At 71.9% G+C, this 22,432-nt stretch carries 21 protein-coding genes; 12 read left to right on the top strand and 9 right to left on the bottom strand.

The genetic code is table 11. From position 1 onward, the window contains the following. Positions 1–341 precede the first annotated feature (341 nt). Positions 342–800 carry an Hsp20/alpha crystallin family protein gene (locus L8M95_RS16650; protein WP_260487194.1) on the top strand — a complete coding sequence of 153 codons (459 nt, stop codon included), beginning with the start codon at positions 342–344 and terminating at the stop codon, positions 798–800. An 81-nt stretch (positions 801–881) separates the two neighbouring features. Here the strand turns inward: L8M95_RS16650 and L8M95_RS16645 are convergent, their stop codons facing one another. From L8M95_RS16645 to L8M95_RS16635, 3 genes are read right to left on the bottom strand one after another with little or no spacing between them, the layout of a single operon-like run. Beyond that, positions 882–2,492, bottom strand: coding sequence for an NERD domain-containing protein (locus L8M95_RS16645; RefSeq protein ID WP_260487193.1), 1,611 nt, complete (start codon positions 2,490–2,492; stop codon positions 882–884). A 59-nt stretch (positions 2,493–2,551) separates the two neighbouring features. Continuing rightward, entirely contained in the window at positions 2,552–3,235 is a 684-nt protein-coding gene (locus L8M95_RS16640) for a bifunctional 2-polyprenyl-6-hydroxyphenol methylase/3-demethylubiquinol 3-O-methyltransferase UbiG (protein WP_260487192.1), read from the bottom strand. Further along, a complete protein-coding gene (locus L8M95_RS16635) occupies positions 3,219–4,172 on the bottom strand; it encodes an NAD(P)/FAD-dependent oxidoreductase (RefSeq protein WP_260487191.1) in 954 nt (317 codons plus the stop codon). The genes L8M95_RS16640 and L8M95_RS16635 overlap by 17 nt, the downstream gene beginning before the upstream one ends. Positions 4,173–4,277: 105 nt before the next feature. Between L8M95_RS16635 and L8M95_RS16630 the strand changes: the two genes are divergently transcribed. The 4 genes from L8M95_RS16630 (at position 4,278) to L8M95_RS16615 (ending at position 7,400) form a co-directional block, all read left to right on the top strand. After that, positions 4,278–4,877, top strand: a complete 600-nt coding sequence (locus L8M95_RS16630) for a helix-turn-helix domain-containing protein (protein ID WP_260487190.1) — start codon at positions 4,278–4,280, stop codon at positions 4,875–4,877. Positions 4,878–4,958: 81 nt separating this feature from the next. Then, on the top strand, positions 4,959–6,086 hold the full coding sequence (locus L8M95_RS16625; protein ID WP_260487189.1) for an ABC transporter permease: 1,128 nt from the start codon (positions 4,959–4,961) through the stop codon (positions 6,084–6,086). Beyond that, the gene (locus tag L8M95_RS16620; protein ID WP_260487188.1) at positions 6,083–6,781 is read left to right on the top strand and encodes an ABC transporter ATP-binding protein; all 699 of its coding nucleotides are present in this window, start codon (positions 6,083–6,085) and stop codon (positions 6,779–6,781) included. The genes L8M95_RS16625 and L8M95_RS16620 overlap by 4 nt, the downstream gene beginning before the upstream one ends. Positions 6,782–6,842: 61 nt before the next feature. Next, complete coding sequence (locus L8M95_RS16615; protein ID WP_260487187.1) at positions 6,843–7,400, top strand: TetR/AcrR family transcriptional regulator; 558 nt, start codon at positions 6,843–6,845, stop codon at positions 7,398–7,400. Here L8M95_RS16615 and L8M95_RS16610 read toward each other — a convergent pair. Continuing rightward, a complete protein-coding gene (locus L8M95_RS16610; RefSeq protein WP_260487186.1) occupies positions 7,387–8,643 on the bottom strand; it encodes a hypothetical protein in 1,257 nt (418 codons plus the stop codon). The genes L8M95_RS16615 and L8M95_RS16610 overlap by 14 nt on opposite strands. Positions 8,644–8,809: 166 nt before the next feature. Between L8M95_RS16610 and L8M95_RS16605 the strand changes: the two genes are divergently transcribed. From L8M95_RS16605 to L8M95_RS16590, 4 genes are all read left to right on the top strand, one after another. Further along, positions 8,810–9,397, top strand: coding sequence for a biotin transporter BioY (locus L8M95_RS16605; RefSeq protein WP_260487185.1), 588 nt, complete (start codon positions 8,810–8,812; stop codon positions 9,395–9,397). Continuing rightward, the gene (locus L8M95_RS16600) at positions 9,394–10,098 is read left to right on the top strand and encodes an energy-coupling factor ABC transporter ATP-binding protein (RefSeq protein ID WP_260487184.1); all 705 of its coding nucleotides are present in this window, start codon (positions 9,394–9,396) and stop codon (positions 10,096–10,098) included. The genes L8M95_RS16605 and L8M95_RS16600 overlap by 4 nt, the downstream gene beginning before the upstream one ends. Continuing rightward, complete coding sequence (locus L8M95_RS16595; RefSeq protein ID WP_260487183.1) at positions 10,099–10,698, top strand: energy-coupling factor transporter transmembrane protein EcfT; 600 nt, start codon at positions 10,099–10,101, stop codon at positions 10,696–10,698. 62 nt (positions 10,699–10,760) lie between these two features. After that, positions 10,761–11,534 (top strand): phosphodiesterase, encoded by a 774-nt coding sequence (locus L8M95_RS16590; RefSeq protein ID WP_260487182.1) that lies wholly within the window; start codon positions 10,761–10,763, stop codon positions 11,532–11,534. A 6-nt stretch (positions 11,535–11,540) separates the two neighbouring features. Here L8M95_RS16590 and L8M95_RS16585 read toward each other — a convergent pair whose 3' ends face one another. From L8M95_RS16585 to L8M95_RS16565, 5 genes are all read right to left on the bottom strand, one after another. Continuing rightward, positions 11,541–12,479: a siderophore-interacting protein gene (locus L8M95_RS16585; protein WP_260487181.1), complete on the bottom strand. Its 939-nt coding sequence runs from the start codon at positions 12,477–12,479 to the stop codon at positions 11,541–11,543. Beyond that, entirely contained in the window at positions 12,476–13,312 is an 837-nt protein-coding gene (locus tag L8M95_RS16580) for an ABC transporter ATP-binding protein (protein WP_396119814.1), read from the bottom strand. Before L8M95_RS16580 ends, L8M95_RS16585 begins: the two co-directional genes overlap by 4 nt. 44 nt (positions 13,313–13,356) lie before the next feature. Then, positions 13,357–14,436 carry an iron chelate uptake ABC transporter family permease subunit gene (locus tag L8M95_RS16575; protein ID WP_260487179.1) on the bottom strand — a complete coding sequence of 360 codons (1,080 nt, stop codon included), beginning with the start codon at positions 14,434–14,436 and terminating at the stop codon, positions 13,357–13,359. After that, a complete protein-coding gene (locus tag L8M95_RS16570) occupies positions 14,433–15,494 on the bottom strand; it encodes an iron ABC transporter permease (RefSeq protein WP_260487178.1) in 1,062 nt (353 codons plus the stop codon). Before L8M95_RS16570 ends, L8M95_RS16575 begins: the two co-directional genes overlap by 4 nt. A gap of 95 nt (positions 15,495–15,589) precedes the next feature. Continuing rightward, positions 15,590–16,696 (bottom strand): iron-siderophore ABC transporter substrate-binding protein, encoded by a 1,107-nt coding sequence (locus L8M95_RS16565; protein ID WP_260487177.1) that lies wholly within the window; start codon positions 16,694–16,696, stop codon positions 15,590–15,592. A 223-nt stretch (positions 16,697–16,919) separates the two neighbouring features. Between L8M95_RS16565 and L8M95_RS16560 the strand changes: the two genes are divergently transcribed. The 3 genes from L8M95_RS16560 to L8M95_RS16550 are packed head-to-tail and all read left to right on the top strand — an operon-like array spanning position 16,920 to position 22,410. After that, positions 16,920–18,461: a pyridoxal-dependent decarboxylase gene (locus L8M95_RS16560; RefSeq protein WP_260487176.1), complete on the top strand. Its 1,542-nt coding sequence runs from the start codon at positions 16,920–16,922 to the stop codon at positions 18,459–18,461. Further along, on the top strand, positions 18,458–19,828 hold the full coding sequence (locus L8M95_RS16555) for a lysine N(6)-hydroxylase/L-ornithine N(5)-oxygenase family protein (RefSeq protein WP_260487175.1): 1,371 nt from the start codon (positions 18,458–18,460) through the stop codon (positions 19,826–19,828). Before L8M95_RS16560 ends, L8M95_RS16555 begins: the two co-directional genes overlap by 4 nt. Further along, positions 19,825–22,410, top strand: coding sequence for a GNAT family N-acetyltransferase (locus L8M95_RS16550; RefSeq protein ID WP_260487173.1), 2,586 nt, complete (start codon positions 19,825–19,827; stop codon positions 22,408–22,410). The genes L8M95_RS16555 and L8M95_RS16550 overlap by 4 nt, the downstream gene beginning before the upstream one ends. Positions 22,411–22,432 lie beyond the last annotated feature (22 nt).

Below are 22,432 nucleotides of genomic sequence, written 5' to 3'. Positions count from 1 at the left end.
CCGCCCACCATCGTCGGTCGCCTGGGAGTCCACGAGGAGTCCGGGTTCTCCCTTGCACTGGCCCGTGTCGGGGGTGATCGTCCTGTGGGCGCTGTTGCTTCGTTCCCGGGCGGAGACCGTCGTGTTAGTCGTGGTCACCCTGGTGTCCGTCACGGTGGTGTCCACCCGGACGGGATTCGGACCGGTCGAGGCGTTCGTGCTGGCGTCGGCCAGCCTGCCGACATCTGAACCGCGCGAGAATCGAAACGTGAGTCGGGAATACTCAACTACGGATCGCAGTTGTTACGGGTGCGATCCCGGAGAGACCGGGCGCTCCCGACCAGTCCTGAAGGAGACCAGCCATGGCCACCAGTAACCGTTTCGATCCGTTCCGTGAGCTCGACCGCCTCCTGGGCGAGGGGCTACGCACCGCGACCGGCTCGACCTCACTCCCGATGGATCTGTTCAAGGACGGCGAGCGGTTCGTCGGACTCATCGACATGCCCGGTGTGGACCCCGACAGCATCGATATCGATGTGGAGGACCGCACGTTGACCGTCCGCGCCGAGCGCCGCGCGCCGATCGGTGGCGAGGCGCAGTGGCTCATGCACGAGCGGCAGTCGGGCACGTTCGCCCGGCAGCTCGCCCTCGGCAAGGGCCTGGCCACCGACCGGATCGAGGCCGACTACACCGACGGAGTCCTCCGGCTGGTCATCCCGGTCGCCGAGGAGGCGCAGCCACGCAAGATCGCCGTCTCGCGCGGAACGCAGCGCACCGAGCAGGCGGAGATCGTCGAGGGCTCGTCCGACCTCGGTAGCTGACGACCCGTTCCGACGCGGGCGTACCGCCTCCGCCCCCCGCCTCGTCCGAGGCGGGGGGCGGTCGCGTCGGTCCGCACGATGTCAGAGGTCGGCGTCCCCCACCACCACCAGCATGTCCGTGGCTCGTGACAATCCCACGTAGATCCGTTCGCGGAGGCGGTCGATCCCCTCGTAGCCGTTGCACACCAGCACGACAGCTCGTCGTTCGAGACCCTTGAAGCCGAGGACGTGACCGTAGAAGATGTCCTCCCCGTCCCAGAACGTCTCCCAGTAGGCGTCGTTGCCGTCCTCCTGGAGTTCGACCTGCATCGGATGGCGCGAGCCGATGGTCAACAGCGCCACGTCGCCGGGCTCCCACCCCTCGTCGAGCAGCCGCATGGCCTCGTCGTCGCCCACCGCGACGGGATCCGCGCCCTCCGGGACGCCCACGTACCGGACGGCGGGACCGGTGCCACCGCGCAGCTCCATCCGCTGACCCACCAGCGGCATGAAGGCGCTGGCGATCTGCCGGGTATTGCGGAGGTTGTGATCCAGCACGAGCGGAACGAGATCCACGGGTGGGCGGCCCGCACGCTCGAACACGCTCTGGCCCGCGTCGCCGACGATCATGAGCCGACCGTTCTCCCTGTCACGCAACGCCCCCACCACCGGCTGCCACCAGCTGTCCGCGAAGTCCTGCGCCTCGTCCACGATCACGGCATCGAAGCGCTTGCCGTCGGGAAGCTCGTCGGCGAGGTCGGACATCAGCCCGGGCAGGTCCTCCTCCCACCACCGCACCGTCTCGGTGGACCGGATCCTCTCGTCCGGACCCGCCGGCGCTCCCCATTCGACGCCCAGGGCGTGGAATTCGCCGACGTAGGCGGGTCGCTCCCGCCGCTTCCACCCGCTGGTGACCCGCTTGAGGTAGCTGGCCAGGCCGTGCGAGTAGCAGAGCAACGCGACCCGCTGCCCGTCCCTCGACAGGCGGCGCGCCTGCTCCAGTGCCAGATAGGTCTTACCGCTGCCGGCGCCGCCGCGGATCTCCACCCGAGGCAGCGCGTCGACCGCCCGCAACAGAACCGATTGCTCGCGGGTGAGAGCGTCGGCGATGTCGGCGTTCTCGGCGGCGCGGGCCACGACGTCGCGTTGGGGCAGTCCTCGACCTCCGAGGATCTCCGCCAGCCGGCTGACAGTGTCCGCGGACGGGAAGGGGCGATCCGCCGGGCCGGAGTTCTGTGCCAACAGGTACGCACGATGAGCGAGTTGATCGAGTTGATCGCGGTCCACGATCCGGTTGCGCTGGATCTCCGGCCGCGCGAAGTCCTCGGGGATCGAGGCGTTGGGGAACACCAGCATGTGGGTCCACCGCTGTAACCGGTCCGGCCACCGCGGGTCGTCGCTGACGTATCCCCGCAGCGCGTACAGGGCGTCACGACACTGGTTGACCGGGTCGATCGTGAACTTCCTGGTGCCGCTGCCCTGCACCCACACCCCGTCCTCGATCACGATCTGTCCGGCCTTCACCTCGATCGCCACGATCCCCGCGCCGGGCATCGCCACCAGGATGTCGACCTCGTGTTCCTTCTCGTCGGTGGACACCCGTTGGCCCACCACAATGAGGCTGTCGTCGGAGAGTTGGTCGCGCAGGAGGTCGACCACACTCTTCTCGGAGGGGTGTCCGTAGACGGGGTGAGCGGGGATGACACGGGGCATACATAAGAACTACCTTCGCCACCACCCCGCGGGCGGGCCACACGCCGCGACTCACCGCGTCAGGGCCTCCGGACGGCCTTGACGACGACATCGTGGACCGTCACCGGGACGACCCCGCGACCCGGCATGGCACGAGAGGTCTCCTCGGCGAATCCGATCTCCCACCCCTGCGCCTCGAGCCGCGCGGTGACGGTGGCCGCGGTGACGCCGGCCCCGGCCGGCGGATGAGCACCGCCACCGTGCCCCTGGTGATGTCCGTGCCCCTGGTGATGTCCCTGCCCCTGGCCATGCCCCTGCTCCTCGTGGTGCAGGTGCCCGACTATGAACAGCGTCCCGCCGGGCGCCACCCACCGGGCCAGCCGGTCGTAGAAGTCCAACTGCGGTATCGACGGGTGCGCGTAGTGCGTGGTGACGAGGTCGTACCGCGCCGGGGGTTCCCAGCCGGAGAGGTCGGCCTCGACCCACGACACCCGATCGGACAGCCCGCGTTCCGCAGCGCGCCGGGCGGCGATCGCCAGCGCCTCGGCGGCGATATCCGCCCCGGTGACCTGCCACCCCTGCGAGGCGAGCCACAGCGCCTCGGACCCGGCGCCGCACCCGGCCTCGAGTGCCGTGCCCGGATCCAGCGGAGTGACCGCCCGGATCAGGTGCGGGTTGGGAGGGCTCGCGGCCATCGCGGCCGCGCGGTCGCCGGCACCCGTCCAGACGTCGCCCCAGTAGGCGCGGTCAAACTCGGGCGCCATCGTGCACCTCGATCGCCTTCTTGAGATCGGCCATGATCAGCGCGGCATTGATCTGCTGCGCGGCCCGGGTCCCCTGCGCCGCCGCGCCGCCGACCTGCGCCATGGGGTCCGCGCAGTTGCCCGCGGCCCACACCCCCGGCACCGGGGTGGCGCCGAACTCGTCGGTCGGGATGACCGTGCCGACCGGGTGATCGACCGCCACCAGACCGATGGCCGCGTAGGGCTCCACCCGAACGGTGATCCGGGTGGCCACCACCACCGCGTCGAGTCCGATGACCTCGTCGTCGTCGACCCTGACCCCGACCACCCGCCCACCGTCGGCCTCCACCCGCGAGAGCCCACGCTCCTCGATCGGGATGCCGAGCGCGGCCAGGTGGAGCCGGTCCTGCTCCTCGATCGGGCGACCGCCGCTGAAGAACGTGATGCTGCGACTCCACTGGTGGAACAGCACAGCCTGGTGGGCGGACATCGGATGGGTCCCCAGGATCCCGATCCGCTGGTCGCGCACCTCCCAGCCGTGGCAGTACGGGCAGTGCAGGACGCCGTGTCCCCACTGCTCCCGGACGCCGGGGACGTCGGGCAGTTCATCGGTCACGCCGGTCCCGATGAGCAGCGTGCGGGTGGGCAGCACGGCCCCGTCACGCAGGATCACGTCGAAGCCGTGTCCGGCAGCGCGGGTGTCCACGACCTCGCCGTCGATGACCTCGCCGTCGTATCCCCTGACCTCCGCGCGGCCCCGGGCGAGCAGCTCCACCGGGCCCACCCCGTCCAGGGCGAGTAGCCCGTGGACGCCCTCGGCGGGTGCGTTGCGCGGCTCGCCAGCGTCCACCACCGTCACCCGACGGCGTGCACGGGCCAACGTCAGGGCGGCACCCAAACCGGCCGCTCCGCCGCCGACCACCACCACGTCCCGCAGTTCCCGGTCGTGCGTGTCCATGTCCGTCCCCCTGTCCGGGCCACCGGTTCCGGCCCACATCCCTCGACGATGACCTCCGCGCGCACGAGACGCAACATTCATTGCCGTTCTGGCAAAGTCGGTCCCATGACCGATCCGAACGGGACCGACCCGACCGCCCGCACCCTCGACGCGGTGGGGCCCCGACTGCGGGCCCTCCGGCAACGCCGCGACCTCACGCTGACCGCGCTGGCGGAGTCCACCGGCATCTCCACCAGCACGCTCTCCCGACTCGAGTCCGGGCAACGCCGCCCCACCCTCGAACTACTGCTGCCGCTGGCGCGGGCACACGGCGTCACCCTGGACCAACTCGTCGACGCCCCGCCGACCGGCGACCCGCGGGTGACGCTACGTCCGATCGCCACCGACCACGGCGCGACCGTGATCCCGCTGTCGCGCCGACCAGGCGGGATCCAGGCGTACAAGTTCGTACTCCCCACCGGTCGCGACGACGACGAACCCCACCTCCACGTCCACGAGGGCTACGACTGGGTGTTCGTCCTGGACGGCAGGCTGCGATTGGTCCTGGGCGAGCACGACCTCATCCTCACGCCGGGCGAAGCGGCCGAGTTCGACACCCGCACCCCGCACTGGTTCGGCGCCACGAGCGCAGGCCCGGTCGAGTTCCTCAGCCTGGTGGGCAGACAGGGCGAGCGGGCGCACATCCGGGCGACACCGGCCCGGTGATCTTCGCGACATGATGTCAGCATCTTGCCGACACAGAGTTAGGATAATTCTCGTCCCCCACGTCGACGCCGGAAGGCCTCCATGTTCCTCGCTTGGCGCGAACTCATACACGCGCGTTCCCGATTCACCCTGATGGGCTCCGTCGTAGCCCTGATCAGCGTCCTGATGGTCCTGCTGGCAGGGCTGACCTCCGGCCTCGTCAACGACGGCGTCTCCGGCCTGCAGCGCATGCCCGTACAGGCGGTCGCCTTCGCCCCGGAGACCAAGACCGACTCGGCCTTCACCCGCTCCGTGGTCGGGCCGGACCAGGTCGAGGCCTGGGCCGCACAACCGGACGTCGAGATCGCCACCCCGATGGGCCTGTCGATCATCAACGCCAAGTCCTCGGCCGGCACGCCCGTCGATCTCACGTTGATCGGCGCCGACCCGGACGGGCCGCTCGTGCCCGCTGCGGCGGAGGGCCGCACCCCGACCGCGGACGGCGAGATCCTCGTCAGCTCCACGGCCGCCGAGAACGTCTCGATCGGCGACACGGTGACGGTCGACCGGCTGGAGATCCCGCTGACCGTTGTCGGCATCGCCGCCGACCAGCACACCTTCGGCCACGTCGACATGGCCTTCACCACCCTGACCACCTGGCAGGACGTCAACTCCGGCACCCGCTTCGGCGAGGAGCCCCGTGCCGGCGCCCGCGAGGAGTACAGCGTGGTCGCCCTGGCCGGCGTCGACGGGAAGATCCCCGACCTGGCCGCCGGCGACGCCGTCGCCGACACCTCGGCGCGCCCGATGGAGGACGCCTACAACGCCTCCCCCGGTTATCAGGCGGAGACGACGACGATGTCGATGATCACCTGGTTCCTCTACGCGATCTCCGCGCTCGTCGTGGGCGCCTTCTTCGCGATCCTCACCGTCCAGCGCTCCCGCGAGATCGCGGTCCTGCGCGCCATGGGCGCGTCGACCGCCAAGCTGCTGATCGACGCGGTCGGCCAGGCGCTCATCCTGTTGGCGGCCGCCATCACCGTCGGCGTCGCGATCGGCGTGGGCCTGGGCTCACTGCTGGTCGGGACCGGGATGCCGTTCGCACTCGAGGCCGGACCGATCGTCCTCGGGGCCGTCCTCCTGCTGGTCCTGGGCCTGGTCGGCGCCACGCTCGCCACTGTCCGTATCAGCTCCGTCGCCCCGCACAGCGCACTGGGAGAGAACCGATGACCACGACCGCACACACCGACGCCACCGCGGGACTGCGCTTGAGCGGGGTCGAGCTGGCCTTCCAGGACGGCGACGAGACCCTCTACGCGCTGGCGGGGATCGACCTCGAGGTCGCCCGCGGGGAGGTCCTCGCCGTGGTCGGCCCCTCCGGCGCGGGCAAGTCCAGCCTGCTGGCCGTGGCCGGCGGCCTGGCGACCCCCACCGCGGGCACCGTCGAGGTGGGTGGCCGCGACATCACCGGCCTCGGCCGCCGCGAGCTCACCCGCTTCCGCCGCGACCACGTGGGCTTCGTGTTCCAGTCGGGCAACCTCGTGCCCGCCCTCACCGCCCGCGACCAGCTCCGGCTGGTGGGCACGCTGGGCGGCGACCGCTCCCGACTTCGCGACCCGGACCAGCTGCTCGAGGCGGTCGGTCTCACGCACCGCGCCCGGCGCCGCCCCGCCACCATGTCGGGTGGCGAGCGGCAGCGGGTGGGAATCGCGCGCGCCCTGATGTCCTCGCCTGATCTGCTGCTGGTCGACGAGCCCACTGCCGCGCTCGACCGGAAGAACAGCCACGACGTGGTCCGACTGCTGGCCGAGGAGACGCATGAGCACGGGGTGGCCACGGTGCTGGTGACCCACGACCACGAGATCCTCGAGCACTGCGACAGGGTCCTCGAGATGGTCGACGGGCGCCTCGCAGCGCACGTATGATCGACTGTTCCGCAGTTCGCTGACCCGGGAGGTTTCCATCCCCCGCATCGACGCCCCCACCGTGGGCGAACACCGTGACGCGCGGCGCCGGGCCCTGCTCGACGCCGCGCGCTCGATGCTCTCCGAGGCACCGGGGACCCCTCCGGACATCAACGAACTGACCACCCGCTCCGGGATGACGAGGTCGAACTTCTACACCTACTTCCCGTCGCGGGCGGAGCTGATCGTGGGCGTCGCCGAGGACCTCATGCCCCGGTGGATCGACACCGTCACCGGCGCGGTCCGGGAAACCGACGGCGGCCGGGCCGGAGTCCTCGCATTCATCCGGGCGACCCTCGACCGCGTGGCGGCGGGCGACCACGCGATCCTCACCGCACTGGCCGCCCAACTCCCCGAGGGCTCCGCACGGGATGACCTGCACCGGATGCACGGCCAGATGACAGCCCCACTGCGCGAGTGCCTCGCGGAGATGTCCTCCGCGGACCCCGAGGTGCTGACGGAGATCGTCATGGCGGCGACCTTCAAGGCGTCCGAGCTGGTCGAGGGTGGCCGGCGGGTGGACGAGGTACTGCCCGCGGTCGAGGTGCTGTTGGCGCCCGCACCCATCACCCCGGGGTGACCGCCCACCCCGAGGTCATCTGCCCGGCGAACTCCGGAAGACGCATCACTATCCGGTTCTGCTCCGCGCGCGGGCGGAAGCCCACGTCGAGATACTGCGGCGCCTCGTCGGGCCGATCGCGGACGAGCGATCGGTACGCGGGCACCAGCTCCTGTTCGATGTACTCCCACCGCGGCTCCCTGTCGGCCCAGTTGAAGGCCGGCAGCGGCGTGTGCGCCATCATCGGCCGACCACCCACGTCCGCGCGGACGGAGAGCGGCCGGAACTGACCCAGCGTGCGGGCACCAGGGATGTCGGGGGCACCGCCGACGGTGGTGATGTAGGTGAGCACCCTGCCGTGGTCCCCGCGCCCGGCGGCGGTGGCGTCCCACTGGTCGGCGATGATCTGGTTCTGCTCCCGGGACGCCATCCGCAGCAGGGCGTCGGATCGCCCCTCCGGGGACCCGTCATCGAGCATCCGCCACGCCTCGAGCGCGTAGTCGTCGTACGCCCCTCCCGCGGCCAGCTCGTCGACGGCCGCCAGTCCCCCCGCGGCGTAGGCCTCGTGCACCGGGATCATGTCGGTGAAGATGTGGCGCTGCATGACGAGTAGCCGGTGCATGTACCAGTCGACGTCGGGTCGCCGCAGGGTCGGACCGGCGGTGGCCAATAGGCGCACGTCCCGGGGCATCTCGCGGGCCACCTCCCACGGCATCCCGGCCATCGCTCCCCCGACCCCGAGTCCCACCTCGTGCACGCCCGGCACGGTGAGCAGCCCACCGACCTCGTCGAGGTCCCAGAACCCGGCGGCGAACGACATCCCCGCGAGCCCCGCCATCCCCGACCACCAGAACCCGTCGTGGGAGTTGTACAGCCGGAGGTAGTTGACGTACACCTTGTCGACCGTGTCGAGATTCGCCGCCAGGCCCCGGGCCGGCGCCCACTCGTCGAGGTCGATGCGGGCGTGTTCCGCGCCCACCGCCAGCCAGTACTGGCGCGTCAGGGTCGAATAGCGTCGCGGGTCCACCCCGGCCGCCCTCACCACGTCGAGCGCGGCGCGGAGCTCGTCGACATCGGTGGTCAGCCCGGTGGAGACGCCGCCCGCAGACTCACCGTCCGCGTTGTCGGCGGGGACGTCGAGGTAGGCCGCGTACGTCGCGGCGTCGGCTGCCGCCGACGAGTGGACACCGGACGCCACGACGAGGATGAGCGCCGCCAGGAGGGCGGTGAGGATCGCGCCGGGTCCGCTTCGTGCTCGTGCCATCCCGTACCGCCCCCGGACCGTGGTGTGTGATTCACGTCACTTTAGGCACGATCCCGGCCGGTGGCGACCGAACCCGCCGGTGCCCGATGAGGTCATCCGACGTGACAGGCGCGACAATGGACCGCATCAGGGGTGTCAACCAGCACCCGCGGAGCCAAGGAGTCCAGTGAGCATCCCCGTCGACCGGGCCCCGGCCCGTAGCGCCACCCGAGACCTCGCCCAGATCGCGGTGTTCGCCGCCCTCATCGTCGTCCTGGGCCTGCCCGGTCAGATCAGCATCGGCTCGGCCGGCGTGCCCATCACCCTGCAGACGCTCGGCGTGATGCTCGCCGGCTCACTGCTCGGGTGGCGCAAGGGCGCCCTCTCGGTGCTCGCGGTCATGGTCATCGGCCTGGCACTGCCCGTGCTCGCGGGCGGCCGGACCACGCTCACCTCGCTGGCCGGCCCCACCGCGGGCTTCCTCATCGGCTGGATCCCGGCGGTCATCGTGATCGGCCTGCTCACCGCGTGGATCATGCCGCGCTACCGCCTCGTCCCGGGACTGCTCATCAACGTCCTCGGCGGCATCGTCGTCATCTACGCCGTCGGCGTGGCCGGCATGTTGCTCCGCACCGAACTGACGCTCGGTGGTGCGATCGCCGCCAACACGGTGTTCCTGCCGGGTGACCTGGTCAAGGCGGTCGTCACGGCGGTCGTCGCGACCCAGGTCCACAAGGCACGCCCCGGCCTGATCGCCCCGCTGCGCCGGAAGTGACCAGCACGGAGATCCGGTTCGACGGTGTCGGTCACGCCTACGGTGACCGGACCGTCCTCGCCGACGTCGACCTGACGCTCACCGAGCGCCGCATCGGGATCGTCGGGGTCAACGGCGGCGGCAAGTCCACGCTGGCGCGGATGATCAACGGGCTCGTCGTCCCCACCTCCGGCACGGTGACCGTCGGCGGTCTCGACACCCGCCGCAAGGGCGCGGCGATCCGCCGCCGGGTGGGGTTCTGCTTCACCGACCCGGACACCCAGATCGTCATGCCGACCGTGGAGGAGGACGTGGACTTCTCCCTGCGCCGTTCGGGTCTGAACCGGGAGGAACGACGACGACGAGTAGCGCAGGTGCTCGAGACCTACGGCCTGGCCGGCCATGCCGAACATCCGTGCCATCTCCTCTCCGGGGGGCAGAAGCAGTTGCTGGCCCTGGCTGCGGTGTTGGTGGTCGAACCCGCCGTGGTGGTGGCAGACGAGCCCACGACCCTGCTCGATCTGCGTAACCGCGCACTGGTTGCCGAGACGTTCGCCGGGTTGGAGCAGCAGCTCGTGGTGGTCACGCACGACCTGGACCTCGTGGCCGACTTCGACCGCGTCCTGGTGGTGGACGGTGGCCGCGTGGTGATCGACGACGCCCCCGGCCCCGCGCTGGCGGGCTACCGGCGCATCGCCCTGGGCCCGGGGCCGGGGGCCTAGGTGTTCGCCACCTATCAACCGGGGAACTCGCTCCTGCACCGACTGCCTGCGGGACTCAAGATCCTGCTGGTGTGCGTGCTCATCCTCGCCGCCACTCTGGCGATCCGGGAGCCCTGGCACGTACTGCCCGCCCTCGGGCTGACCGCGGTCCTCTACGCGGTCGGGCGTATCCGTCCCCGGGCGGCGTGGGATCAGGTCCGCCCGGTGCTGCCGATGCTCATCGCGATCCTCGTCCTGCAGTGGATCGTCGCCGATCTCGACACCGCCCTGAGGGTGTGCGGCGCGCTGCTGGTGGCGATCACGGTCGCGGGTCTGGTCGCGCTGACCACGCGGATCTCGGACATGCTCGACGCGGTCACCCGCGCAGCCCAGCCGCTGCGGCACGTCGGGGTCTCGCCGGACCGGATCGCGCTCGTGCTGGTCCTCACCATCCGGGCCATCCCCCTGCTCGCGCGTCAACTCCGCCAGGTCACCGAGGCCCGCAGGGCCCGCGGCCTGGGGATGTCGATCCGCGCGCTCGTGGTACCGACCGTGCTCGGCGCGCTGACGACCGCCGACCAGCTGGGCGACGCGTTGGCCGCCCGCGGCGTGGATGACTGAACACGACCGACGACCGAGCCCGGGCCCGCGCCGTTCCGCGCAGCGCTGCGTATCGTGGGGCCATGTCCCGACGCACCCGGAACGCCGGCCGCGACTACGCCGAAGCGGGTTCGCCAGCTGAGCCTTCTTCCCCCCAGCCCTCCGCCCTCGTGCCCTCCGCCCTCGTGCCCTCCGCCCTCGTGCCCTCCACGCGCGAGTCGAAGGAGGTCGCACTGCGCTCGGCTCCGCTGGCCAGCCTGGCCGGGTCGGCATTCGGCGCCGTCGCCGCGGTGGCGCGGCTGGCCCGCCCCAAGGCCCTGCACCCCAAGGGCGTCATCGCCGAGGCCACGCTGAGCGTGACCGGGGTGGGACGCACGGGTTCGCCCTTGCTGGACGTGACGGGCCGCTGGCCGGCGACCATCCGGTTCTCCCGCGCGGTGGGCCTCCCGGACGCGGTGCCCGACATCGGCGGCATGGCGGTCCGGATCCACGCCGAGAGGCCGGTCGACATCCTGCTCGCGAGCACGGGGACGGGCCCGCTGAGCCGCTACCTCCTCACCGCGGGCTGGCGCACGATGGGCCGCACCATGACGTCCATGTTCCCGGTGCTCATCGCCGGTCGCCCGCTCCTCCTGGCCGCGATCCCCGCCGGCGACGGCGGCACGTGGACCCTGCAGCACGCGACGCCGCTCGGCAGGTGGAAGACGCTGGGCCGGCTCGAGGTGGACTCGTGGGAGGACGACGACGAGGGCCTGCACTTCGATCCGATCGGGAACCGTCTGCCCGGGTCGCGCTATCCGCATGTCCTCAGGGCGTTGCGGGACCCGTCGTACCCGCCGGCCGACCGCGGCGTTTAGAACCGGTCAGCACTCGGCGGTCCCACGCCGCCAGTAGCCCATGAACGCCACGGCCTCCTTGGGCACCCCGGCGGCGTCCACGGCGAGGCGGCGCATGGCACGGACGAGCCCCGCCTCTCCCGCGAGGAACACGTACGGCTGGCCGGAGGAGACGGCGGTCGCCGGCTGCCATTCGCGCTCCGCGGGTCGGCGCCCGCCCAGGACGGTCCGCACGCACTCGTCGCCGAGGTCCAGCACGCCCGCCAGGCGTCGGGCCACCGCGGTGCCGGGCTCCCCCTCCCGCGGCAGCACGGTGACGAAGTCGGGGGCGCCGTCGGCGAGCGCCACGGCGTCGGCGGGGGTCGGGACCTCCACGACGATCCGTACCTGCCGCCGGTGGGCCGACCCGACCGCCTTCGCCTCCGCGGCGAGTTCCTCGGCGATCGCGAGCAGCGCCGGGGCCGCGGTCTCGTCGCCGGCACACACCACACGTTCGGCCTGCCCGGGGGCCCAGGCGGCCCACGGTGCGTGACCGCGGCCCGGGCCGGCGATGTGCACGATGTCGCCGGGCCGTACGGAGCGAGCCCAGGCGGATCCCGGTCCCTCGTCGCCGCCGGGGTGGACCACCATGTCCACCGTCAACGCGGGAACCGGTCCCCCGTCCATGTCGACGGTGTCCGCGCGACGCACGGTGTACGTGCGCATCCAACCGCGCTCGCACTCGGACAGGGCGAGCCAGTCGCGGATCGCCGCGGCGTCCGGGAGTACACCGCCGCCGCCCGGTGGGGGCACGATGACCTTGATATAGGCGTCCCGCGCGGTGCCCGGGTCCACCACGTCGGCTGACCAGCGGAGCAGCTCGGGCCCGGCCACCACGAGGCGGACGAACGAGTCGCCCAGCGGGCGGGCGGCGATGACCCGGGTCTGCGAGACGACGATCGGTGCCTCTACGGCGAGTGCGGTCATGGTGTCCCCTTCCGTCGTCCCCGTGGGAGTACCACGGGGTGGCCGGTGGCCGGGTCGGTGATGATGTCGGCGTCCAGGTCGAACACGCGACGCAGGGTCTCCTGGGTGATCACCTGGTCCGGCGGGCCGGCGGCGACGACGCCGCCCTCGGCGACCGCCACCAGGTGATCGGCCACCCGGGCTGCCAGGCTGAGTTCGTGCAGCACCGCCACCACGGTGCGTCGGCCGCTGCCCCTGCCGCCGTGGACGGCGGGCAGCGGCAGGTCGCGGACGAGGTCCAGCACGTCGAGTTGATGCGCGAGGTCGAGGAACGAACAGGGTTCATCCAGCAGGAGGGTGGGGGTGGCCTGGGCCAGCACGAGTGCGACCCAGACGCGTTGACGTTGGCCGCCGGACAACTCGTCGACCCGCCGGTGGGCGAATTCGGCCGTGCCGGTCATGTCCAGGGCGTCGGCGACTGCGGTGTCGTCGTCGTCGCCCCCTCCCCACCAGCGACGGTGCGGGTGCCGACCACGCGCGACGAGTTCGGCCACGGTGAGTCCCTCCGGCACCAGTGGTGACTGCGGCAGGAACGCCACCGACCGGGCGTGCTCACGGGCCCCGACCTGGGACAGCGGGCGGCCATCGGTCTCGATCGAGCCGGACAGTGGCCGCAGCTGTCTCCCCAGGGCGCGAAGGATCGTGGACTTGCCGCAGCCGTTGGCGCCGATCAGCACGGTGGTCCGCCCGGCGGGGATGTCCAAGTCGAGGTCGCGGATCACCGGTTCGGCGCCGTATCCCAGGGTCAGGCCGCGCATGCGGAAGGCGGGGGCGGGTTCGGGTCCGAGGTCCATGGGCAGGACCGGGGTCACGGACGCGACGGGCGCGGGGATGCTCATCAGGCCACCTTTCTCGAGCGCAGGAGGATCCACAGCATGGCGGGGGCACCGAGGGCACCGGTCACCACGCCGGTGGGCAGGTCGACGGTGCCCAGGGCTTCGGAGGCGACGATGTCGGCGGCCACGACGATCACGGCGCCGGTGAGCGCGGCCGCCCCGATGTGAGGCCGCCCGCGACCGAGCGCGGCGGCGACCGGGGTGGACAACAGGGCGACGAACGCGAGCGGGCCGGCCACGGCCGTCGCGACGGCGGCGAGCAGGCTCCCCACCCCCAGCGCGGCGGCGCGGGTGGGGATCGGGCGCGACCCGAGTCCGACGGCGAGCTCGGGCCCCAGCTCGGCGGGCCGGAGAGCGGCGTGCAGCCACATGCCCGGCGGGAGCAACACCACCAGCGCGACGGCGAGCCAGACGATGCGCTCCCCCGACGCCCCGGACAACGAACCGACGGTCCACACCGCGGCCTCCCGGGCGCCGTTCAACGGCACTCGTGCGATGAGCTGGGTGACCACGGCGGTGCCGAGCGCGGCCACCGCCACGCCACCGAGCAGGAACCGCTGGCCGACGATACCGGTGTGCCGTCCCGCGGAGGCCGCCAGGACGACAGCGAGCGCGGCTGCGGACCCGAGCAGCGCGGCGGGCACGACCCCGACCCCGCGCAGTCCCCACAGCGTCATCCCCGCCACGGCCCCCGCGGAGGCCCCGTGGGAGATGCCGAGGATGTCGGGGCTGGCCAGGGGGTTGCCCAGGACGCGACGGAACAACGCCCCGGACGCGCCGAACGCCAAACCGGCGAGCGCGCCGAGGACCGCGCGCGGCAGTTTGTCCTCCATCACGACGAACGTGGCGCCGGGGATCGTCGCGCCGCCGAGGATGGATATGAAGTCGGGGATGGTCACCATGTAGCGCCCCAGCAACACGCGCGCCGCCATCACCGCCAGCAGGGTGGCGCCGAGCCCGACGATCACGAGGAGCGCGTGCCTGCGCCGGCGGGCCGACAGACCGCGCACCACCCGCTCGGTCCCGGGGTGGTCGGCGCGGGCGGCGGGGTCGGCGGAGCGGTCGAGGACGTCGGGGCTCACGAGCCGCTCACCCCCCGGTTCGCGCGCAGGAGGGCGATGAGGAAGGGCACCCCTATCGCCACGGTCATCACGCCGACGGCGATCTCCCCGGGCGGGGCGATCACTCGCCCGACCGTGTCCGCGAACAGCAGGACCACGGGCCCCACGATCGCCGACAGTCCCAGGACGACGCGGTTGCCCACCCCGACCAGCCGACGGAGCAGGTGCGGCACGAGCAGTCCGAGGAAAACTATGGGGCCGGCGAGCGCCGTGGCGACCCCGGACAGGATCACGACGCCGGCGAGGACAACGGCGCGCCCGGCGACGGGTCCCACGCCCAGTCCCCGGGCCAGGTCGTCCCCCAGCGCGAGGGCATCGAGGGTAGCGGCCCCGGCCAGGACCAGTATGAGCCCCAGGAGAATCAACGGCGCGGTGGCGCCGATCTCGGGGGCGGCCGCACGGGCGACCGAGCCCAGACCCCAGAAGCGGAACCGGTCGAGAACGCCCGGGAGGGCGATGACCAGGGATGAGGTGACCGCGGTGCAGCCCGCGGTGACTGCGGCCCCGGCGAGGACGAGCCCGGTCCCGGAGTCGGCGCCGAGTCTGCCGGCGGCCACCACCACTATTCCGGCGGTCAGGGCACCGACGACGGCGAACACGGCGACGGCGGACGGGCCCGCGGCCGGCGCCAGGGCCAGGCCGAGCACCACACCGAGCGCGGCGCCCGCGGTCAGTCCGAGCAGGCCCGGGTCCCCGAGAGGGTTGCGCGTCGCGCCCTGCAGACCGGCACCGGCCACCGCGAGAGCGGCGCCGACGAGGATCGCGGTGATCGTGCGCGGCACCCGTGCGGCCACCACCACCTCGTCCATCCCGGCACCGGATCCGGGGGCGAGGGCGGCCGAGAGGTCCCCGGCGAACAGCTGGCCGGGCAACGCCGTCAGCGCCGCCCACACCACGGCGGGGTCGACGGGGCGGGCGCCCACGAACAACGACGCGGCCACGCCCGCGGCGAGCAGCACCAGCGACGCCGCCGTACCGATCGCGACACGCCGGCGCCCCGGCACGGGGGGCGTCGGCACGGGGGGCGTCGCCGCCCCGGATCCCGCGGGCACGGCAGATCCGCCCGCCCGTGGGGCGGGCGGGACCGTGCTCGTCTCGGGGCCGGTCACCGGGGTCAGGCCCGCTCTGCCGCCGCGATGATGTCGGGCACGACGTTCTCCAACGCCCACGGCAGGCTCAGCGGCGAGGCGGCCGAGATCGAGAGCACCTGCTGCTCGTCGGTCTGGACCACTATGCGGCCGGCCTCGACCGCGGGGATGCGCCCGAGCAGCGGGTCGGCCTCGATGGCCCGGCGGACGTCCGGGGACGCGGCGTAGGTGACGAGGATGTCGGAGGCCAGTTCGTCGGCGCGCTCGGGCGACCAGGTCACCGCGAACTCGTCGGGCGATCCACTGGAGGCCTCGGCGATGACCGGTGCCTGCACCATCCCGAGCTGCTCGAGGAAGCGGGGCCGGTTGTCGACGTCGGTGAAGGCGTAGATCTTCTCCGCGGCGTCCGGGTCGACCGTGCCGTAGATGAAGGTCGTGTCGCGGATGCCCGGGGTGTCTGAGGCGACCTGCTCGATCTGGCCCTCGACGTCGGCGATGAGCTCCTCGGCCGCATCGGAACGCCCGAGGGCCTCGCCGATGAGCCGGGTCGAGTCCTGCCAGGCGGTGCCGAACGCGACGTCTCCCTCCGGCATCGCGATCGTGGGAGCGATCTTGGAGAGGGTCTCGTACTCCTCCGCGGTCATCCCGGAGTAGGCACCCAGGATGAGGTCGGGCTCGAGGGCCGCGATCGCCTCGGTGTTGATCCCGTCGGTCTCCGAGTAGAGCGTGGGCATCTCGCCACCGACGGCCTCGAGCTCCGCGTCGAACCAGTCGGTGGAGCCGCCCGCGTTGGCACCGAACGAGTTGCGGGGCATCCCCACCGGCACGACGCCCAGCGCCAGCGAGACGTCGGCGTTGACCCAGGAGATCGTGGCCACCCGCTGGGGTGCCTCGGCGATCTCGGTCTCGCCGTAGGCATGCGTGATGGTGCGGGGGAACTCACCCTGCCGCTCGACGCCGCCTGTCGTGCCGGACTCCCCCGACCCGCCGACCGCGCCGGTCGAGCAGCCGGCGAGCACCGCGAGGAGGGCGACGAACGCCGCGAGGACGACCAGCATCGCCCGGGCCCGCCGGCGCTCGGGCGCCCCGGGTCGGGCGAGGGTCAGCCGGGAGCGTGCGGCAGGTGCGGTCATCGGGTCTCCATCTGCTGTGGGAACGTCGCCCAGGCGACTTAGGCATGGCTTACCTTGGTGGGCGCCACAGTAGGGGCGAAATGACCCCCAACGCAACAGCTACGCCGAAGATTTCCAGTTCGCCTGTATCAGTGAGTGATTCATATCACCCAACGGTTGCTTAGGTAAGGCTAGCCTGCATAGCGTGCGCCGTACCGAATTCCCCGAGTAGGTCGGAGTACCCGTGAACGATCCGTTGTTGGGCAGTCGAAACCGGGAGGCCCACGCCGCCGCCCTCGCGGCCGCGGCCGCCGAGGTGAATCGCTATCTCGTCGGTCGGACCACACCCCGCTCGTCCGTGTCACCGGCGACGCTGGCCGCCCAGACCGCCGCCGTCGACCTCACCACACCCCTGGGCACACTGGACAAGGCGCTCGACGAGGTCCGCGGCCTGTACCTCGACCATGCGGTCGGGTACCACCACCCGCGCTATCTCGCCCATCTCAACTGCCCGATCACCATCCCCGCCGTCGCCGCCGAGACGCTGGCGACGTCGGTGAACACCGCAGTCGAGACGTGGGACCAGGGCACCTCGGCATGCCTGATCGAGCAGAGGCTCATCGACTGGGTCACCGGCCTCATCGGGTTCGCGTCCTCCGAAGACACCCCCGACCACCCGGACGACTCCCACCGGACACGCGGCGCCGGTCCTGACGGCGTGTTCACCACCGGTGGTACGGCCTCCAACCTGCAGGGTCTGTTCACCGCCAGGGAGGACCGCCTCAGCAGGCCGGGGCCCGGGCGGCGCACCGGTAGCGACGGGGCCTCCGATCGGGGCGCGCGACTGTCGCGCCTGCGCATCGTCACCGGCGAACACGCCCACCTCAGCGTGGTCAAGGCGGCCCGCCTGCTGGGACTCGCGCCGGACGCCGTCATCACCCTGCCCGGCGACGGCGATCGCATGGACCCCGCGACCCTGGACCGGACCCTGTCCGCACTGACCGACGCCGGGGACGAGGTCGCGGCGGTCGTCGCGCTGGCCGGTACGACCGACCACGGAGCGATCGACCCACTGCGGGAGGTCGGTGGGATCTGCCGCCGCCACGACGTCTGGCTGCACGTCGATGCGGCCTACGGCGGCGGGCTCCTGGTCTCCCCCACGCGCCGGGAGCTGCTCGACGGGATCGAGCTCGCCGATTCGGTGACGGTGGACTTCCACAAGACCTTCTTCCTCCCGGTGGCCGCCTCGGCGCTGCTGTTGCGCGACGGTTCGGGCTTCCGCCACTCCACCGTGAGCGCCGACTACCTCAACCCCGCCGACGGCGAGGACCACGCAGTGGACAAGTCCCTGCAGACCACCCGCCGTTTCGACGCCCTCAAACTGTGGATGACGCTGCGGGTGATGGGCGCCGACGGCATCGGCCGCTTGCTCGACGGAGCGATCGACGTCGCCGCCCGGATCGGCCGGACGATCGACGCCGACCCGGAACTCGAGCTGGTGCGCCGCCCCGACCTGTCGACCGTGCTGTTCCGACCCCGCCCCGCTGCGGTCGCCGGCGACGAGTCCGACGCCCTCGTACGTCCCGTCCGCGACGCGCTGTTCGCGGAGGGCCGTTCCGTGGTCGCGGCGACGGTGGTGGACGGCAGGCCCTGCCTCAAGTTGACCGTGCTCGACCCGTACCTGCGCGACGAGGACGTGGACGCCGTACTGGCCGATGTCCGTGACGCCGCGAGCTACCTCGCCGAGGGGATGCGACAGGCCACGACCGCGGGGGTACTGACATGAGCGCGAGCGCCCACCACGCCCGGAGACCCCCGCACCCCGAGCACGTCCACGACCTGCTCGGCGTCGGTATCGGGCCGTTCAACCTCGGCCTGGCCTGCCTGTCCGAACCACTCGGACTCGACGCGGTCTTCCTCGACGCCCGCGACGGCTTCGCCTGGCACCACGGGCTCATGTTCGACGACGCCACCATCCAGGTCCCGTTCCTCGCCGACCTGGTCACGTTGGCCGACCCCACATCGCCGTACTCGTTCCTCGCGTACCTCAAAGAGATCGGGCGCCTGTATCCCTTCTACATCCGTGAAGACTTCCAACCGCTCCGTGCCGAGTACGACGCCTACTGCCGATGGGCCGCGGACCGGGTCCGCGGAGTGCGGTGGGGACGGGAGGTGGTCGACGTCCGACGGGAAGAGGGGAACGACGACGAGTCCCCCGTCTACCGGGTCACCGCCATCACCTCCGAGGGCACCGAGACCTATCGCGCCCGACACCTGGTGCTGGGGATCGGCACCACGCCCTGGACGCCGATCGAGGTGGACCCGCTCGACGGTGGCGACACCGTGGCTCTCCACGCCTCCGACTACCTCCACCGGCGGGAGGATCTGCTCTCACTCGGGTCGGTGACCGTGGTGGGCAGTGGCCAGTCGGCTGCGGAGATCTACCACGATCTGCTGTCCGCCACCGGGGCGGCCGGCCCGCGGATCGACTGGGTGACCCGCTCGCCGCGGTTCTTCCCGATGGAGTACACCAAGCTCACGCTCGAGATGACCTCGCCGGAGTACATCGACCACTTCCACGCGCTGCCCCCGGACCGACGAGACCGGATGCTGCGGGAGCAGCGCTCGCTGTACAAGGGCATCGATGCCGAGCTGATCAACCAGATCCACGACCTGCTCTACCGCCGCTCGGTGCAGGGCCTCGGCACCGGGCTGCTGGCGGCCGCCACGGCCCTCGACGGTGCCCGCCGGGAGGCCGACCCCGCCACCGGTGCCGCCCTGCGCCTGGACCTGCACTGCACCGACACGGGCAGGCCGTGGACCCACCACACGGAGGGGCTCGTCCTGGCGACGGGCTACTCCCCCACGCCGCCGCGGTTCCTCGACGGGATCGCCGACGAGATCGACCGGGACGAGCGGGGCCGCTACCGCGTGGCCCGCGACCACACGGTCGATCGCGCGCACTCGTTCATCCACGTCCAGAACGCCGAGGAGCACACCCACGGGCTCACCGCCCCGGACCTGGGCATGGGCGCGATGCGCAACAGCATCATCCTGCGCGGCATCTGCGGCCGCGAGGTCTACCCGATCGAGTCCTCGATCGCATTCCAGCAGTTCGGCGCCCCCGCCGCCCGGCACCAGGAGGCACGATGAGCCCCACCCGCACCAGCACCACCTGCACCAGCACGTTCCACTCCCCCGCCGGGTTGGTCACGCTCGAGTCCCTGACCCTCGACGCCGACACCGTCCACACCCTCCACGCCTGGTTCGATCACCCCGGTTCGGCCTACTGGGGACTGCGGGGCACGACCCCGACGCAGGTCGAGGCGTTCCTGTCCGACTGGTCGGCGAGTCAGCACCGGTCGTTGCACATGGTGCGCATCGACGGCCTGCGCGTGGGCCTGGCGGTGTTCTACGACCCGGCCGCCGTAGAACTCGTCGGTCGATACCCGCACGAGCCCGGCGATCTCGGGATGCACCTCCTCGTCGCGCCGACCCGCACCCCGGTACCCGGGACCTCCGCGGCCGTGATGGGTGCGATCTGCGCGACCGCGTTCGAGGTGCCGTTGTCCGGGAACTCACCGGCCCGCCGGGTCGTGGTGGAGCCCGACATCCGGAACACCGCCGTGCACCGGCTCAACGCCCGCGCCGGCTTTCGCGAGGACGGCCCCGTCGACCTGCCCGACAAGACGGCACTGCTCTCCATCTGTAGCGCCGACGAGTTCCGCGGTTCGGAGCTCGGCCGCGTGACGAGGTCGGTCTCGTCGTCGACCCCGTTCCCGGCGCTGCCGTCGCTGACCGGCATCCACGCCCACGCCCATCTCACCGGTCACGCGATGCGCCGCGCGCACCGCCACCTCTGTGCCAAGGCGCTGGCCGAGTTCTCCCATGAACGACTCCTGGCGCCCGTCCGCACCACCGACACCGAAACCGACGCTGGCCCCGACACCTACGAGGTGCGCGCCGGCGACGAGCGGTGGACGTTTCGAGCGCGGGTGTTGCCGCTGGAGCACTGGGCGATCGACGAGGCCACGCTGCGCCGCGAGGTCGACGGCGCCCCGACCGAACCGGACGCGCAGGAACTGGTCATCGCCCTCGCGCCGCACCTGGGGATCCCCGAGTCGCTCGTGGGCATCTACCTGGAGGAGATCGCGGCCACGCTCGGCTCGGCGGCGTTCTGTCTACATCATCGCGATCGCCCCGCACAGCAGCTGGCGGAGGCGGGCCTGCAGGAGGTCGAGGGCGCGATGACCGAGGGCCATCCCGGGTTCGTCGCCAACAACGGCCGCGTGGGCCTGGGGCTGTCCGACCGTCACCGTTACACGCCCGAGGCCCCGTCGACCGTCCGGCTGGTGTGGCTGGCCGCCCGCCGCGGCCTCAGCCATCTGGCCACCGTTGCGGGCCTCGACGAGCAGGAACTCTATGTGCGCGAGTTCGGCGCCGACACGCTCGAGCGTTGCGACGATCGGTTGCGTTCACTGGGGCTCGACCCCGCCGACTACCGCATCCTGCCCGTGCACCCGTGGCAGTGGGAGCACGAGGTCGCGGTGGCGTTCGGCCCCGATCTCGCCCGCCACGACCTGGTCCACCTCGGCGAGTCTGACAGCGAGTACCGGCCACAGCAGTCGGTGCGCACCTTCTTCGATGTCTCCCACCCCGAGCGCGGCTACGTCAAGACCGCTCTCGCCGTGCAGAACATGGGGTTCACCCGCGGCCTGTCGCCCAAGTACATGCGCGACACCCCGGCGGTCAACGACTGGGTGGCCGGGGTCGTCGCCTCCGATCCGGTGTTGCGCGCGCTGGATTTCCAGATCCTGCGCGAGGTCGCCGCCGTGGGGTACACCGGCGACGCCTATCACCGGGCGGCCGCGGCCGGGATCTCCGACGAGGGCCCGCACACCAAGATGATCGCGGCACTCTGGCGCGAGAGCCCCGTGCCCCGACTGACTCCCGGAGAGCGGGCCGTCACGCTCGCCTCGATGCTGCACGTGGACCTCCACGGGCGGGCCCTCGCCGTCGAACACCTCGAGCGGTCCGGCCTGGACGCCCGCACCTGGCTCCGGGCGCTGCTCGACGCCTACGTGGTGCCCGTCGCGCGGTGCCTGCTCGTGCACGGACTGGTGTTCATGCCGCACGGCGAGAACGTCATCGTGGTGATGGGTCCCGACCACACGGTGCGCCGGGTGCTGTTCAAGGACATCGGCGAGGAGGTTGCCGTCGTTCGCGACCGCCCCCTGCCCGCGGGGCTCGAGCGGATCCGCCACGTGGTGGACGCCGAGACCGGCGCGCTGAGTGTCCACACCGACGTCATGGACGGGGTGCTGCGCCACCTCGCCGCGGTCCTCGACGTCGCCGGGGCGCTGGACGCCGATCAGTTCTGGGACGAGACGCGGCAGTGCCTGGAGACCCTGGGGCCCGGCGCGGGAGGTCGCGGCGGCGGTCGTGACGGCGGCGGGCGCGGCGACAACGAGGACGACGACGACAACGAGGTGCACCGTCCCACCTGGGAGGCGCTGTTCGCTCCGCGATTCAGACATTCGTGCCTCAACCGACTGCAGCTGCGGAACACCCGGCAGATGGTGGACCTGACCGATCAGGCCGGGTCGCTGCAGTTCGCCGGGACGCTGGCCAACCCTCTCGTCGCCGGGTCGTCATGCGCGAACGACACGCAGGAGCACTCGGGGCGGGACACCCGGCCGGACGCCGGGGCGGTGGCGGTAGCGTCGACGCCGTGAACGGACGGGAACTTTAGAAGTG

It is taken from the genome of Dietzia sp. B32 (assembly GCF_024732245.1).
In the GTDB taxonomy this organism is placed as follows: Bacteria; Actinomycetota; Actinomycetes; order Mycobacteriales; family Mycobacteriaceae; genus Dietzia.
The sequence above is the reverse complement of the archived record's forward strand: the minus strand, read 5'-3'. Positions and strand labels throughout refer to the sequence as shown.

Excerpts from the sequence above, each read along its gene's own strand:
- L8M95_RS16650 (WP_260487194.1), top strand. The coding sequence starts at position 342 with ATGGCCACCAGTAACCGTTTCGATCCGTTCCGTGAGCTCGACCGCCTC.
- L8M95_RS16645 (WP_260487193.1), bottom strand. The coding sequence starts at position 2,492 with ATGCCCCGTGTCATCCCCGCTCACCCCGTCTACGGACACCCCTCCGAG.
- L8M95_RS16640 (WP_260487192.1), bottom strand. The coding sequence starts at position 3,235 with ATGGCGCCCGAGTTTGACCGCGCCTACTGGGGCGACGTCTGGACGGGT.
- L8M95_RS16635 (WP_260487191.1), bottom strand. The coding sequence starts at position 4,172 with ATGGACACGCACGACCGGGAACTGCGGGACGTGGTGGTGGTCGGCGGC.
- L8M95_RS16630 (WP_260487190.1), top strand. The coding sequence starts at position 4,278 with ATGACCGATCCGAACGGGACCGACCCGACCGCCCGCACCCTCGACGCG.
- L8M95_RS16625 (WP_260487189.1), top strand. The coding sequence starts at position 4,959 with ATGTTCCTCGCTTGGCGCGAACTCATACACGCGCGTTCCCGATTCACC.
- L8M95_RS16620 (WP_260487188.1), top strand. The coding sequence starts at position 6,083 with ATGACCACGACCGCACACACCGACGCCACCGCGGGACTGCGCTTGAGC.
- L8M95_RS16610 (WP_260487186.1), bottom strand. The coding sequence starts at position 8,643 with ATGGCACGAGCACGAAGCGGACCCGGCGCGATCCTCACCGCCCTCCTG.
- L8M95_RS16590 (WP_260487182.1), top strand. The coding sequence starts at position 10,761 with ATGTCCCGACGCACCCGGAACGCCGGCCGCGACTACGCCGAAGCGGGT.
- L8M95_RS16585 (WP_260487181.1), bottom strand. The coding sequence starts at position 12,479 with ATGACCGCACTCGCCGTAGAGGCACCGATCGTCGTCTCGCAGACCCGG.
- L8M95_RS16580 (WP_396119814.1), bottom strand. The coding sequence starts at position 13,312 with ATGGACCTCGGACCCGAACCCGCCCCCGCCTTCCGCATGCGCGGCCTG.
- L8M95_RS16565 (WP_260487177.1), bottom strand. The coding sequence starts at position 16,696 with ATGACCGCACCTGCCGCACGCTCCCGGCTGACCCTCGCCCGACCCGGG.
- L8M95_RS16555 (WP_260487175.1), top strand. The coding sequence starts at position 18,458 with ATGAGCGCGAGCGCCCACCACGCCCGGAGACCCCCGCACCCCGAGCAC.
- L8M95_RS16550 (WP_260487173.1), top strand. The coding sequence starts at position 19,825 with ATGAGCCCCACCCGCACCAGCACCACCTGCACCAGCACGTTCCACTCC.